Origin of the sequence: Aeromonas sp. 601027, from assembly GCF_049174455.1 — a bacterium.
GTDB lineage: Bacteria > Pseudomonadota > Gammaproteobacteria > Enterobacterales > Aeromonadaceae > Aeromonas > Aeromonas veronii_A.
Window position 1 is genome coordinate 793,394 of the sequence record NZ_JAAKTN010000001.1, and the last position, 14,481, is coordinate 807,874.

General features: G+C 59.5%; 12 protein-coding genes. 3 read left to right on the plus strand and 9 right to left on the minus strand.

Annotated features, from left to right (window positions below; genetic code table 11):
* Positions 1-247: 247 nt before the first annotated feature.
* On the minus strand, positions 248-883 hold the full coding sequence (mocA, locus tag G5193_RS03375) for a molybdenum cofactor cytidylyltransferase (RefSeq protein ID WP_265344603.1): 636 nt from the start codon (positions 881-883) through the stop codon (positions 248-250).
* Between the two features lies 1 nt (position 884).
* On the opposite strand from mocA, the gene yqeC reads away from it, so the two are divergent.
* Positions 885-1,733, plus strand: coding sequence for a selenium cofactor biosynthesis protein YqeC (gene yqeC, locus G5193_RS03380; protein ID WP_236563756.1), 849 nt, complete (start codon positions 885-887; stop codon positions 1,731-1,733).
* Between the two features lie 27 nt (positions 1,734-1,760).
* Positions 1,761-3,353: a selenium-dependent molybdenum cofactor biosynthesis protein YqeB gene (gene yqeB, locus G5193_RS03385; RefSeq protein ID WP_421204950.1), complete on the plus strand. Its 1,593-nt coding sequence runs from the start codon at positions 1,761-1,763 to the stop codon at positions 3,351-3,353.
* 107 nt (positions 3,354-3,460) lie between these two features.
* Here the strand turns inward: yqeB and G5193_RS03390 are convergent, their stop codons facing one another.
* From G5193_RS03390 to ygeW, 7 genes are all read right to left on the minus strand, one after another.
* Complete coding sequence (locus tag G5193_RS03390) at positions 3,461-4,546, minus strand: calcium/sodium antiporter (RefSeq protein ID WP_335873188.1); 1,086 nt, start codon at positions 4,544-4,546, stop codon at positions 3,461-3,463.
* A gap of 160 nt (positions 4,547-4,706) precedes the next feature.
* Positions 4,707-5,630: a DMT family transporter gene (locus G5193_RS03395; protein WP_076491567.1), complete on the minus strand. Its 924-nt coding sequence runs from the start codon at positions 5,628-5,630 to the stop codon at positions 4,707-4,709.
* 171 nt (positions 5,631-5,801) lie between these two features.
* Complete coding sequence (gene arcC / locus G5193_RS03400; protein ID WP_421204951.1) at positions 5,802-6,734, minus strand: carbamate kinase; 933 nt, start codon at positions 6,732-6,734, stop codon at positions 5,802-5,804.
* Between the two features lie 95 nt (positions 6,735-6,829).
* Positions 6,830-8,254, minus strand: a complete 1,425-nt coding sequence (gene hydA, locus G5193_RS03405) for a dihydropyrimidinase (protein WP_421204993.1) — start codon at positions 8,252-8,254, stop codon at positions 6,830-6,832.
* 105 nt (positions 8,255-8,359) lie between these two features.
* Positions 8,360-9,577, minus strand: a complete 1,218-nt coding sequence (locus tag G5193_RS03410; RefSeq protein ID WP_033113252.1) for a YgeY family selenium metabolism-linked hydrolase — start codon at positions 9,575-9,577, stop codon at positions 8,360-8,362.
* A gap of 125 nt (positions 9,578-9,702) precedes the next feature.
* Positions 9,703-10,902: a diaminopropionate ammonia-lyase gene (gene dpaL / locus G5193_RS03415; RefSeq protein ID WP_139408281.1), complete on the minus strand. Its 1,200-nt coding sequence runs from the start codon at positions 10,900-10,902 to the stop codon at positions 9,703-9,705.
* Positions 10,903-11,040: 138 nt separating this feature from the next.
* Positions 11,041-12,228 carry a knotted carbamoyltransferase YgeW gene (gene ygeW / locus G5193_RS03420; RefSeq protein WP_005336811.1) on the minus strand — a complete coding sequence of 396 codons (1,188 nt, stop codon included), beginning with the start codon at positions 12,226-12,228 and terminating at the stop codon, positions 11,041-11,043.
* Positions 12,229-12,833: 605 nt separating this feature from the next.
* On the opposite strand from ygeW, the gene G5193_RS03425 reads away from it, so the two are divergent.
* Complete coding sequence (locus tag G5193_RS03425; protein WP_421204952.1) at positions 12,834-13,427, plus strand: hypothetical protein; 594 nt, start codon at positions 12,834-12,836, stop codon at positions 13,425-13,427.
* Between the two features lie 41 nt (positions 13,428-13,468).
* Here the strand turns inward: G5193_RS03425 and G5193_RS03430 are convergent, their stop codons facing one another.
* Positions 13,469-14,473 (minus strand): Wadjet anti-phage system protein JetD domain-containing protein, encoded by a 1,005-nt coding sequence (locus G5193_RS03430; protein WP_421204994.1) that lies wholly within the window; start codon positions 14,471-14,473, stop codon positions 13,469-13,471.
* Between the last annotated feature and the right edge of the window lie 8 nt (positions 14,474-14,481).

Genomic DNA, 14,481 nt, shown 5'->3' on the forward strand with positions numbered 1-14,481 from the left:
AGAGCAACAATCAGGCCACTACAGTTACAAAACTATTTTTTACGGTAAAAGCGTGAGACAGCTCCAATTAATGGAGAGAATTTACGATGCCACCATTATGGGTATTGCGAGTAGTTATCAATCACTCTGGAATTTACTTAATGAGCAGTTCAAAAAGAACTCGCACTATCAGATCAAGTGCGAGAAATATCACTTTGATACGCCATTTATCTCCCCGTTATCTTTTTAAACTGGGTTATTTCGTGGGCTAACTCTCATTTTCAAGAATGCCACCCAGCAGCGCCTGATAGCGCTCCGGGGTATCCACATCAAACAGGATGGCGGGGCTGTCGACGGGCACCATACGGTGCGGATGTCCTTGCAACCAGCATCGTACCGACGACTGCACCGGGGCCGCTGCCAGCTCGCGGACTAGGGATTTTGGCAGCAACACCGGATGGCCCGCCTCCCCCTGCCAGGTGGGGAAAAGAGCCTCACAACCCCGTGCCTGCCAGAGCTGTTGATAGACCTCGCGCGGGATACAGGGGAGATCCCCGTGGCTGATAAAGAGGTAGTCAGCTTCACTGGCCGCCAGAGCGCAGCGGATGGAGCTGCCCAGCCCCTGCCGATAGTCTGGGTTGTGGACGACAACAATATCCGGCCGTGATCCGTAGCGCGCTTGAAGTTCCTCGCCACGATGGCCCACCACCAGAATAACCCGCTGACAAAAAGCCAGGGCATTTTTGAGACTTGCATCAAGCATTGTCCCCTGGCAATAAGGTAGCATCATTTTCCAGGTACCCATTCGGGAAGATAAACCCGCCGCCGTTATTATACAGTCACACTGCACTTGTTCCTGGCAACGTTGTTTTCCACTCCCTTCGATATTTATTTTGGTCGTCATTATGTCGCTACCACATGTTGTTGCTGTCGCATTTCCAGATATAGATCCGCTATTAAACCCGCTCACCAAAAATATTGATAGTCATACCACCTTAATTAGCCTCTGCGGGGCCGGTGGGAAAACCAGCACCCTGTTCTGGCTGGCGGAATATTTTTATCAACAGGGTAAAAGGGTGCTAATTACCACCACCACCCGGATGTTTCTGCCTGCCCCGTCACACTATCGGGAATTGATTATCGAGACGGACCCCGTTCGTCAACTTACCCGCTGTCAGGCGCTACCGGATGGCCCGGCGCTGGTTGCCCTGTTCAGCCATCTCGACGAGTGCACCGGAAAGGTGGCGGGCCCCACGCCCCAGCAGATTGATCTCATCAAGGGGCAGCAGCGCTTCGATCTTATCCTGGTCGAAGCGGATGGCGCCCATCACAAGTTATTGAAAGTGCCCGCTTTGCACGAACCTTGCATTCCTCAGCACAGTGATTGGGTGATCGCCCTGACGGGCGGCGCCATGGTGGGGGCCAAGGCCGACCCGCAGCAGATCCACCGCTGGGCAGAGCTTCAGGCCCTGTGCGGGATAGAGGCCGGTGACCGCCTCGACTGGGCCCTGTTTCACCAACTGCTCTCCCACCCCGAGGGGCTGTTCAAGGGCACCCCGGCCAGGGCGCGCCGGATCTGGTTTATCAATGGGGATTATCAAAATGAGGCGTCGTGGCTCGATAAATTGATAAAGCTGCATAGCCGCCACCCCGAGATCCATGCCATCTGGCAGGGGGCGGTTCGCGAACCACAGCCCATTCGCCTCGCACTCGGTTACTTCGCTCAGGATGAGGCACAGCCGCCTCGCCCATGATGGTTTAAGGATAAGAAGAGGTACCTTATGAATCTGTTTTCACACGCAGCCCGACTGGAACAGGAGAACATTCCCTTTGCTATGGCCCAGATCATCGAGAGCCGTGGCTCCACACCCCGCCATCAGGCCCAGATGCTGGTAATGGCCGATGGCCAGATCCTAGGCACCATCGGCGGCGGCATGATCGAGCGGCTGGTGATCGAGGAAGCGATGGCCGCCATTGCCGAGCGCAAGCCCCGCATCTTCCACGGTCGGATGGCCCGCAACGGCGAACATGCGGTCGGGTCGGACTGTGGTGGCGCCATGTCGGTCTATATCGATGTCTATGGCCTGCGGCCACGGCTGGTATTGATCGGCGCAGGTCACGTCAACCGGGCGCTGGCCCATGCCGCCTCGCCGCTGGGTTTTGATATCCATGTGGGCGACTGCTTTGAAGGGAGCCTCAACCCAGACCACTTCCCCGCCGGTACCCATCTCAAGCAGGCCGATACCATCAGCGCGGTGATCGAGGCGCTGGCCATCGAGCCTGCCAACTTCGTCATCATCGCCACCAACCATCAGGACAAGGAGGCGCTGGATCGGCTGATCAGCCGTCCCCTCGCCTATCTGGGGCTGCTCGCCAGCAAGCGCAAGGTGCAGACCTTCACCCAGGCGCTGCGCCAGCAAGGGGTGAGCCAGGAGCAACTGCAGCAACTGCACGCCCCCATCGGCTACAACATCGGCGCCGAGACCCCCGAGGAGATCGCCATCAGCATTCTCGCCGAGTTGTTGCAGGTGAAAAACGGCAAGGCAGGCGGTCTGATGCAGGATGATGTGCGCCTCAAGCGGGATCAGCTGGTGGTGATGCGCGGCTCCGGCGATATCGCCACCGGGGTGGCGCTGCGCCTGCACAATGCCGGCTTCAAGGTGGTGATGCTGGATCTCGACAAGCCCACGGTGATCCGCCGCACCGTCGCCTTCGCTCAGGGGATGTTCGACGGCGAAACAAGGGTCGAGGGAGTGCGTGCCAAGCGGGTCGAGAACGTCGAACAGGCGTTCGAGCAGCTGGATCGGGGCGTCATTCCGCTGCTGGTTGACCCTGACTGTGCCACCCTCGCCGAGCTCAAACCCCGCTATCTGGTGGATGCCATCCTCGCCAAGCAGAATCTCGGCACCCACAAGGAGATGGCCCCCATTACGGTAGCCCTTGGCCCGGGGTTTGAGGCGGGGCGCGACTGCGATGCGGTCATTGAGACCAACCGCGGCCACCATCTGGGCCGGGTCATCTATCAGGGCCCCGCCCAGCCCAATACCGGCATTCCCGGGGTGATCGAGGGGCACTCCGCCCGCCGGGTGGTGCGCGCCCCCGTCGCCGGAGTGATGAAGAGCATTATCAAGCTCGGTGATCTGGTGCAGGAGGGGGATGTGATCGCCCATGTGGGGGACGCCCCCATTATCGCGCCCCTCTCCGGCATGGTGCGGGGGCTGCTCAGCGATGGCATCGAGGTGACCGTCGGCTTCAAGATCGGTGACATCGACCCCAGAGGCGAGCGGGCCGATGCTACCACGGTATCGGACAAGGCACGCGCCATCGGCGGCGCCGTGCTGGAAGCCATGATGCATCTGGCCCAGCGCCGATAACGGCGCTTCGCGTCCCTCTTCAGCACCAAGCAAAAGCCCCACCATGATGGTGGGGCTTTTTTCCGCCTGTCGGTTGATGCAGCTCCTTTACATCAGGGGAACCTGCATCACGACCGGGTTCGTTGCAATCGCCAGGCTCGCACCGCCAGCACAACCAGAGTGATGGCGGTGAGCGGCAATACAAAACCGGTTAGCGCTGCGCTGAACTGACCTTGCAGCGGACTGGATGTAGCGTGGAGGATCAGCCAGCAGGTGTAGCCGATGTAGTAGGCCAGAAACAGCGCCCCTTCCCAGCGGGCGATGGTGTAACCGGTAAAGAAGATGGGCAGGCAGGCAAGCGCCACCGCAATCATTACCGGAATATCGAACTGAAGGGCGGTGGCCGACACTTCAAGCCCACCGGGAGTGACGATGGAGGTGAGCCCCAGCACGCAGAGGATATTGAAGATATTGCTGCCCACCACGTTCCCCACAGCGATATCCCGCTCCCCGCGCAGGGCTGCGACGATGGAGGTCACCACTTCGGGCAAGGAGGTACCGGCCGCCACTATGGTCAAGCCGATGATCAGATCGCTCACCCCGAAGTAGTGTGCAATCTCAACCGCACTGCCAACCAGCAGGCGGGAGCCGAGGATCAGCAGACCCAGACCTGCGGCAATAAAGAGCAGATTGCGCAACCAGTTGCCCGCCGTACTCGCTTCACGGGTACCAAACTCCTGCTCATACTCCGCCTGCACCACTTTGTTTTCCCGTCGACTCTGGACAAAGAGAAACACGGTGTAGGCGATGATGCCGGCAAACAGCAGCGCCCCTTCCAGTGGTGCAATACGGCCATCGTAGCCCAGCAACAACACTAGAAAAGAGACCACTATCATCAAGGGAACGTCGAGACGTACCAGTTGCTGGGAGACGGTCAACGGTACGATCAGTGCCGAAATACCTAAAATAAACAGCACGTTGAAAATATTGCTGCCGACCACGTTTCCCACTGCGATCCCTGCCTGCCCCTCGAGGCCAGACTGGATGCTCACAGCCAGCTCGGGAGCACTGGTCCCAAAGGCCACTATGGTCAATCCCACCACCAGTGGCGATATCCCCATCATGGTGGCGAGGCGAGATGCGCCCCGCACCAGAGATTCGGCCCCCACCACCAGACACACCAGGCCTACAGCCAACCACACCAGCGTCATCATACGGTCTCATCCTTGCCGTTAGGTTCGTTGAAATAATCACAATAAATCAGATACCTGTGCTCCAGCACAGTCAAACCACGCCATTGTAACGAGGGGTTGGTCCCCTGTCGCGGGCTCTTTTGAGTGCCGTTTATCGTGCCACTGGCAGCCCAGTCACCACTCAACCATGCTTGATGCGAGTCTCCCCCGCCACCGACACCACAGAGCGCTTGCCCTTGCGGCTGATGACGAGAAGCGCCAGCACGATAAGGGCGATACCGCTCCCCTCCACCGGCCCCGGATTTTCACCAAGCAGCCACCATGAGAGCAGCACGCCGCTCACCGGCACCGCCAGGGTGCTGAGGCTGGCGATCCCTGCCGGCAGCTTTTTCAGTACGAACAGCCAGAGGCTCCAGGCCAGCGCCGTGGCGAAGATGGCGCTGTAGGCGAGCGCGCCAAACACATAGGGCTGCCAGTCGATGGGTCGCTCCGGCACCAGCGCCGCCACCACGGCCATCACCATGGTGGCGTAGATCATCTGCCAGGTGGTGAGGGACATCAGATCCACCGCGGGATGGCGGGCATACATCCGCTTGGCGATGATGGCGCTAATCCCCCAGCAAATGCCGGAAGCAATCCCCAGCAGCGCACTCTTCATGGAATCCAGATGCAATTGCCAGGGCTCGATCACCAGCAGCAGACCGCAGGCAGCCACCCCGACCGCCAGATAGTGGAGCTTGCGCATCCGCTCGCCGAGAAAGAGCGCCGCGAAAATCACCACCCAGAACGGCATGGTGTAGCTCAGAATAGCCACCTTGCCCGCCCCGCCGCTGATCAAAGCCCACTGGGCCAACCCCACCATGCCGCAGGTCTGGAACAGGGCGATGGCGAGGGTATAGCGAAACGGGGTGGGTTTGAGATAACGGCGCCCGCGCAGGGCTAATACCAGCAGCAGAACCAGAGATCCGCACAAGCAGCGCAGGGCGGTGAACTCGAAGGCCCCCGCGTAGAGCATCACCTGCTTCATCACGATCCAGCTGTAACTCCAGATGGCGGTGAGCAGGATCAATCCCACCAGCGCCGCCATATTGATCTTTCCGCTCATTTGCTTGTTACTCACCTCTTGTCACTCATTGCGCCGGTTCAACTCTCGACGTCTTGCCCGCGCTTGAAGGCGGCCATCTTACGCCGCTCATCCTCCGCTGACCATGGTCGCCCCGAAATGAACAAGGGGGCCGTCGGCCCCCGCAATCACACTCAACCCGAGCTGGAACGCCTAGCGGCAGATAAGGGTTCCCGTCTTGCCGGCAATGCCGTCGGCGGCCTTCTCCAGCAAGGTGATCAGGGATTTGCGCCCCGGCATGGAAGTGGCAAACGAGAGCGCCGCCTCCACCTTGGGCAGCATGGAACCCTTGGCAAACTGCCCCTGTGCAATAAAGCTGTTGGCATCGGCCACGCTCAGCTGATCGAGCCACTGCACATCCGGCTTGCCAAAGTTGATGGCGACCTTCTCTACCGCGGTAAGGATGATCAGCATGTCGGCGTCAATCAGTTCCGCCAGCTTGGCACTGGCCCAATCCTTGTCGATCACCGCACTGGCACCGCGCAGGTGATTGCCCTCCCGCAGCACCGGAATGCCGCCGCCACCGACGGTGATCACCACCTGACCGGCAGCCAGCATGGCAGAGACGGTCTCTTTCTCGATGATATCGACGGGTTTGGGGGATGCCACCACCCGGCGATAGCCGCGACCGGCATCCTCTTTGAGCCGCTCCCCCTTGGCCATCAATGCTTCGGCCTCCTCCTTGCTGAAGAAGCCGCCGATGGGTTTGCTCGGGTCGAGGAAGGCGGGATCGTTTTTATCCACCTCAACCTGGGTCACCAAGGTGGCGACCGGCTTGTGGATACCACGTTCAAGCAGTGCCTCGCGCAGGGCGTTTTGCAGGTCATAACCGATATAACCCTGACTCAGGGCCACGCAGACCGACATGGGCAGATGGGGCGCCTTGGGATCGTGGCGGGCCGCCACCTCGAACGCCTGCTGGATCATCCCTACCTGCGGGCCGTTGCCGTGGGTCACCACCACCTCATGCCCCTGGGCGATCAGGTCGGCAATGGTGCCCGCCGTGCTCTGCACCGCCTTCATCTGCTCGGGCAGGTTGTTGCCCAGCGCATTGCCACCAAGGGCCAGTACGATTCTCTGTTTCATCTTGTTATCTCCAGTGATGGGACAAGCCGGCGCAATACCGGCCCACCTTTCGTTGTTCACATAACCTTGTTGATTTGCGTATTTCGAACGAATTGTCAGCCTGCTACCAAGGGGCAAGGCGAGTGCAGCTCCGGCGCCAACGCCGGATCAAAGGGCGCTCTGGCCAAAAACCGGCCATGACCACGCCGCCCGAGGAACTCGCCATCGCGAGCGACTATCTCGCCACGGCTCAGGGTCATCCTGATCCGGCCTGGGCAGTGCATCCCCTCGTAGGGGCTGTAGTCGCCGTTGTCGTGCAACTGTTGATGGGAAATCAGGGTGTCACCACGGGGATCCATGATCACCAGATCGGCGTCAGACCCCGGTTGCAGGTTGCCCTTGCGCGGCCAGAGGCCAAACAGGCGCGCCGGATTGGCGCTGGTGAGGGCCACGAAGCGGGACGGCGAGATGCGCCCGCCCAATACCCCGTGGGCAAAGAGCAGCAGCATCCGGTTTTCGACCCCGGGCAAGCCGTTGGGGCAGCGGCTGAAATCGCCCCCCGAGAGGGTCATGCGCTGGGCGTGGGAGAAGTTGCAGTGATCGGTCGCTACCGTATCGATGTCGCCCGCAACGATACCGACCCACAGCTTGTCCTGCTCGCGGCGCGAGCGCAGCGGCGGGCTCAGCAGATAGTCGACACCGTTCTCCTTGTAATAACACTGCTCATCGAGCAGCAGATATTGCGGGCAGGTCTCCACCCAGACCGGCTGTCCCTGCCGACGCGCCAGTTTCAGATACTCCAGCCCCAAGCCATTGGAGAGGTGGACGATATAGAGTGGCGCATTGCCAGCGAGCCCCGCCAGATTGATCATCCGGGCGATGGCTTCCGCCTCGCACTCCAGTGGGCGGCTTTGCGGGTGATACCAGGGTTCATGGTGACCCGCGGCCAGCAGGGCCGCCCGGCGCGCCGCGATGGCTGCATCGTTCTCGGGATGGACGGTGGCAAGCGCCCCCACCGCCTTGAGACGGGCCAAGGCGCGCAGCACGTCGTGATCACCCAACTTGTACTGGTAGGTGAGATAGAGCTTGAAGCTGCTGATCCCCTCCTCCTGCACCATGGCGGCCATCTCGTGGAGGATGGCGTCATCCACATGCTGAACAACGCCGTGAAAGCTGTAATCGACCACCGCCTGATCGGCGGCATAGTCGTGATAGCGGGCCAGCTGGTGATGCAGATTGCACCCTGCCGGGCCAAATCCCATGTGATCGACGATGGTGGTGGTGCCACCACAGGCGGCAGCACGGGTACCGCTGAAAAAGTCATCGCAACTGCGGGCAATGCCCACGTCGATGTTGAAGTGGGTATGAACGTCGATGCCACCCGGCATCACATAACAACCGCTGGCATCGATCACGTCGGTCTCGCCATCGGGCTGGATAGCGGCGGCTCTCGCGCGGACCACCCCGTTATCGATCAGCAGATCCTGACGATATTCACCCTGCGCATCGACCAGCACACCGTTTTTGATCAGCCGTTTCATCCCCACCACCTCGAACATCACTTCAAACAGCAAAGCCCCGCCTCAATGGAGACGGGGCACTTGCAACAGCCGGGCGGCGATGGCAGCCACCACCCGGCAGACCCCTTACTTGTCCAGCTCGGCCAGATAGAGCATGGGGATCACGGCGTACATGGCGGCGCACTTGACCAGATGCTCTTTCCAGGTCTTCTCGTTCGGGGCGTGGGCCTCCGGCTCTTTACCCGGGCCAAAACCGATGACCGGAATACCGTGGCGACCCATGATGGAGACCCCGTTGGTCGAGAAGGTCCATTTGTCCACCACCGGCTCCTTGTTGAACAGCTCACGATAAGCCTTGGAGAGGGTTTTGACGGTGATGTGATCCTCTTCCACCTTCCAGGTCGGGAAGTAGCACTCGGTCGGATAGACCAGACCGGTGTAGGCCGGACGATCGTACTGGTACATGGAGACCTCGGCACCGGCGGCTTTCACCGCAGGCAGGGCGCGGATCTCGTCGAGCGCCCCTTGCCAGGTTTCGCCCCAGGTGAGGCGGCGGTCGATGGAGACGGCGCAGCTGTCTGCCACGGCGCAGCGGCTTGGGGAGGTGAAGAAGATCTCGGAGACGGTCAGGGTCCCCTTGCCGAGGAAGTCGTCATTGCCGAGGTTGTGGCTCAGCTCCTGCAGCTCGCCAAGGATGGGGCCCATCTTGAAGATGGCGTTGTCACCGCGCTCCGGTGCGGAGCCGTGGCAGCTGACCCCCTGCACATCGATGCGGATCTCCATGCGGCCACGCTGGCCACGGTAGATCTGGCAGTCGGTGGGTTCGGTACTGACCACAAACTCGGGGCGGATCTTGCTCTGCTCGATGATGTACTGCCAGCAGAGGCCATCGCAATCCTCCTCCTGTACGGTACCGGTCACCAGCAGGGTGTACTGATCTTCCAGCCCCAAATCCTTGATGATCTTGCCCGCATAGACCATGGATGCCATGCCGCCTTCTTGGTCAGATGCGCCGCGGCCACCGATGATCTCGTGATCTTCCATCCCCTCATAGGGGTCGAACTTCCAGTTGGCCATGTTGCCGACGCCCACGGTATCGATGTGGGCATCCATGGCGATCAGGTGCGGGCCGTGGCCGATATAGCCCAGCACGTTGCCCATGGGGTCGATCTCGACCTTGTCAAAGCCAACCTTCTCCATCTCCTGCTTGATGCGCAGCACGACGCGCTCTTCATCGCAGCTCTCGCTCGGGATGGCGATCATGTCGCGCAGGAACTGACTCATCTCGGCCTTGTACTGGTAGGCCTTCTCCAACACCATTTCAAACGGAATTTGCTTGCTCATTGTGATTCTCCATAACAACTGAGAGTGCGCGGCCTGTTCGTCGGCCGCGCCCTGTGCCCGTTACCGCGCACCGTTGGCGAGGCGCGATCAATGCTTCAATTCGTGTCTCTGCTCTGGCGGGAGAGCTAGTCGCAGGCAGGATGTTTGCCTTCCCACACCACTTCCCGGTAGTGCTTCACATCGGTGTCCCCTTCGGTGTTGATGATCAGCACGACCGAGTTGCTATCCAGCCCGAGACGCGCCATCAGCGCCGCGCGATCCGGGTGGTGACGCACCGCAGCCAGCACGCCGGTACCGACCGAGCCGGACTCACCGGAGATGATGCGGGGGTCATTGCCAAGAGGGTTGCCAAGCACTCTCATGCCCAATGCCGATACCTTGTCGTGACAGGAGATAAACTGGGTGGTGCAGCTCTTGAGCAGCGGCCAACCAAGCGGATTGGGTTCGCCACAGGCAAGACCGGCCATGATGGTGCGCATGTCGCCCCCCACGTTGACCATCTCCCCCGCCACGCCGGAGCGGTAGATGCAGTCGGCCTGATCCGGCTCGACCACGATGCTGTGCAGATTTTTCGCCCCGAAGCAGTCCACCAGATAACCGAGCACACCGCCCGCCAGCGCCCCTACCCCAGCCTGCAGCAGCACGTGGGTCGGCTGCTTGATGCCCATATCCTGCATCTGCTCGACCGCTTCGTCGGCCAGGGTGGAGTACCCCTGCATGATCCAGGTCGGGATCTTGGTGTAACCCTCCCAAGCGGTGTCCTGCACTATGTGCCAGCCGCGCTCTTCGGCCATCTTCATGGTCAGGCGCACGGTGTCGTCGTAGTTCATGTCGGTGACGATGCACTCGGCACCGAGATTGAGAATGTGGTCAACCCGCTCCTGGGCAGAGCCCTTGGGCATGTAGACCACCGCATGCTGACCCACCTGCTTGGCGGCCCAGGCGACGCCACGACCGTGGTTGCCATCAGTGGTGGTGGCGAAGGTCATCGGCTCCTTGATGGTGCGTTTGATGAGATCGAAGGAGAAATCTTCGATGGCCACCCCGTACTTTTCACAGAGCAGGTTGGCGATGGCATAAACGCCACCCAGCATCTTGAAGGCATTGAGGCCAAAGCGCTTTGACTCGTCCTTGACCAATATATTTTTCACCCCGATATAGGCGGCCAGATCTTTCAGGTCGCACAATGGGGTCGGCTCATAACCGGCCAGTTTTTTATGAAAAGCGCGAGCCTTTTGTGCTTCGGCGCGAGAAAACAGCGGAGATGGCTCGGCGGTAAAAAAGCGGTTATCGGCAATATCCATCTTCAGCGAAAATTGGGACATGCTTACCTCACTAGGCGTTACCTGACAAAGAGCTGCCTCGCCGGGAGATCCGTTATCCAGATACCACGGGGAGAAAACTCGAAATAATGGATTCGACAGTGTGGGCAGGATGAATATTCACCCTGCCCCTGCTGTTATTTATTTCACCCGCTTTTGCGCCTCTTTAATCAGATTTTCCAGGGTTTCTGCCGGCGCGGAGAATTTACGAGCCATGATCATGGCGGCGATAATATAGGGCTTCCAGCTCGCCTCTTTATAAGTGGCGATACGATATTTCTCGAATACCCCTTCGGTCACTTCACCCTCTTTGCAGGAGACGCCGGAAATATCGGCCGGCAGGCAGTGCATATAGAGCGCCTCGCCCCCCTTGGTGAGCTTCATCATCTCCTCGGTGCAGTGCCAATCCTTGTGCTTGGCGTTCTGCTCAAGGCAATGTTTCTCCAGCTCTTTGAGACCGGCGTGGTCATTGGCACGCAACAGCTCGGTACGCTGCTCCATCACCTTGTAGGGAGCCCAGGACTTGGGATAGACGATATCTGCATCCTTGAAAGCCTCTTCCATGGAGGTGACCTGACGGAAGCTGCCGCCGGAGGCCTTGGCATTCTCTTTGGCCACTTCGATCACGTCCGGGATCAGGTCATACCCCTCCGGATGGGCCAGGGTCACATCCATACCGAAGCGGGTCATCAGACCTATGATGCCCTGCGGCACGGAGAGCGGCTTGCCGTAGCTCGGGGAGTAGGCCCAGGTCATGGCAATCTTCTTGCCCTTGAGGCTCTCCAGGCTGCCAAAGTGCTCCTGCAACCAGGCGAGATCAGCCATGGACTGGGTCGGGTGATCAATGTCGCACTGCAGGTTGACCAGCGCCGGACGCTGGGGCAGCACCCCCTTCTCGAACCCTTCATCCAGTGCCGCGCCCACTTCACGCATATAGGCGTTACCGGCACCGAGGAACATGTCGTCACGGATGCCGATGGCATCGGCGCAGAAGGAAATCATGTTGGCCGTTTCACGGACGGTCTCGCCGTGGGCGATCTGGGATTTACCCTCATCCAGATCCTGCTGGGCCAGACCGAGCAGGTTCAGCGCAGAGGCGTAAGAGAAGCGGGTTCGGGTGGAGTTATCGCGGAAAACCGAGATACCGAGCCCGCTGTTAAACAGTTTGGTGCAGATATTTTCGGCGCGCAGGGTCTTGAGGGATTCGGCCAGTTTCAATACCAGCTCCAGCTCCTGAGGAGTTTGCTCCCAGGTCAGCAGAAAATCTTTTTCATGCAGGTTGGATTTGAGTGCTCTGATCTCTTTGATTAATTCGTTAACTGCTTTCATCGTTCGCCCCAATCATTGGATGAGATATGGATAGCTCCCCTTTCACTCACGATGTCACCAGCATCCCGGTTGTGGGTGAGCGCGTCGGTTAGCGTCGATATGAGGCAATCAATAACCGTGCCAAACCAATAAAATGCAGGCAGATATTAATAAATGGCAAAAGTGTGTGATGCCACCCACAAAATCAGCGGCTATTTCAGCGATTTAATCCATAAAAAGGTGAGCGGATCAGCCAAGCCATAAAATAGCCGAGTGATAATAATCAGAGGCGATATCTCGGCATCGGTGAGAATTATCATCAAAGGTCAGTTTCAGGGGCTGAAATGATATCGACGGGGCTGTTGTTATCATTATGATAATGCCCGCAACACCTTTTCTCTTGGAATGATCTCTCCAGCGTTGACACTGCTGCTATCTCGCTTCCCCTGCACTCCCGTATCGCCTCTCGCCTTATCTTCCGGCCACATCGCTGGGCGCGGTTGGCCCAAGGTGCTAACGTGAATACGCCAGCTGCGCATCTGTCTCGGATGCTCAGAAGAGCCCGACGTTCACTACCGCAACTGCGCGGAAGAACCTGCATGACTTACATCTTTGAGGGATTATCTATGTCCAGGAATGCTGCTCTGCTCATCACCCTGACCCTGCTCGGGATCGCCCCTGCCCACGCCATCAGCGCCAAATATGCCGAGCAGCTGGAGCGCTCCGGCTGCACCCAGGTCACCGAGGCGCAGGGCTGTGACATTCACAAAACCAAAGCGGAAAATGCCAAGGCGGGATTTAGCGCGGCCGCCCCGGCCGCGGAGGGCGGTCTGAATCTCAGCTATGAGCAGAAGCTGGAGCGCTCGGGCTGCACTCAGGTGAGCGAGCTCAATGGCTGCGATATCAACAAAACCAAGGCTGAGAACGCGGCTACCGGTGTTGGCAATGCTCCGGCCGCGGCAACCAGCGCCAGCCCCTATGCGGGCAACTGGATCGCCACTTTCCCCCAAACCGGCGCCACCGTGGCCAATATCCGCATCGATGGCAAGGATCAGGTGTGGGTCAACGACAAGAAGGTCAATGCCAAGAAATCCGATGGCGCGCTGGTGTTCAAAGATGGCATGGTCATCTACACCATTCAGGGGGATCGCCGCATCAAGGGTGAAGACGGCTGGGTCGATAATGATGCCGGCACCAAGGGGCCCATCAACGCCAAGTAAGCAGCTGACCACGAAATGACGGGGAGCGCGGGCACCCCGTTTCACCCCTGATTGCCCATCGCGTCCAATGACCAACTCCGCCAGTGAGGGGCCAGAATCAATACCTCCTGCTCCAGCCAAGTCCCGTCTGTGATCAGTTTATCGAGCCAGGGAACGCCTGCCAACGCGCCATGACTATCGACCTGATCAGCCTGCTTAGTCACACGCCAGGGCACCTTGCCACTGTCCGTCGCAAAGGTGCGTACCGGACGGGCATAGTGATCCAGATAAGGTTGCAGCTCACAGGGAAGCCAGAGCATGGCCGGTCGATTTAGCTCGCGCGCCAGCTCTATGGCAATATCGATACCCCGTTGATCGAGATCGCCAAAATGTGCCCACTGCACGCCCGCAGGCAGCAGCGGGATCAGCTGCTTGGCCAGGGTAGTATTGCGACCGGGGGCAAAGAGCAGCAGTTGCCCGGGTTGCAGCGGGTAGTCGACAAAGGCACCCTTGTTCTCCACCGTAATGACCCGCTCACCTTGCCAGCCGATGGCCGCCAGCGTGCCCAGAGTCCGCTCCGGCAACGCCAATTCCCCCAGCAGCGCCATTATTGCCGTCATATCGTGCTGCTGACCGTGCAGATCGACCAGTGAGAGCGGCTCGAGGGTACGGATGCGGATCACCTCATCTTGCGTGAGCGTCAAGTCCGCAAGCATTGGCGCTGCAAGGGATGCTGATCGCGAATGCTTGCTGTCCCCATGCCAGAGGGCATAAAAGCAGGCCTGATTGAGCCGTGCAGGCAAACTCACTCCCAAACGTTGCAGCAGCTCACCCTTGTCCGGTTCGGGGTGCTCTGCCCGTGCCAGTTGTCCGGTCAGATAAGTCCGCCCCGCGTCGGTCAACGCATAATGAGCACCTCGGCCAACCGGCTTGATCCCCGCCACTGCCTGCAACAGATCCTTCAACTCGCGGCCATGCCGACTCTCAAGGGAGCAGCCCTTTCCATTCTGGCTATCGAACAACCGTGCACACAAATTCTGTACCCGCACCTCATCAAACAGCGACATCATCACCT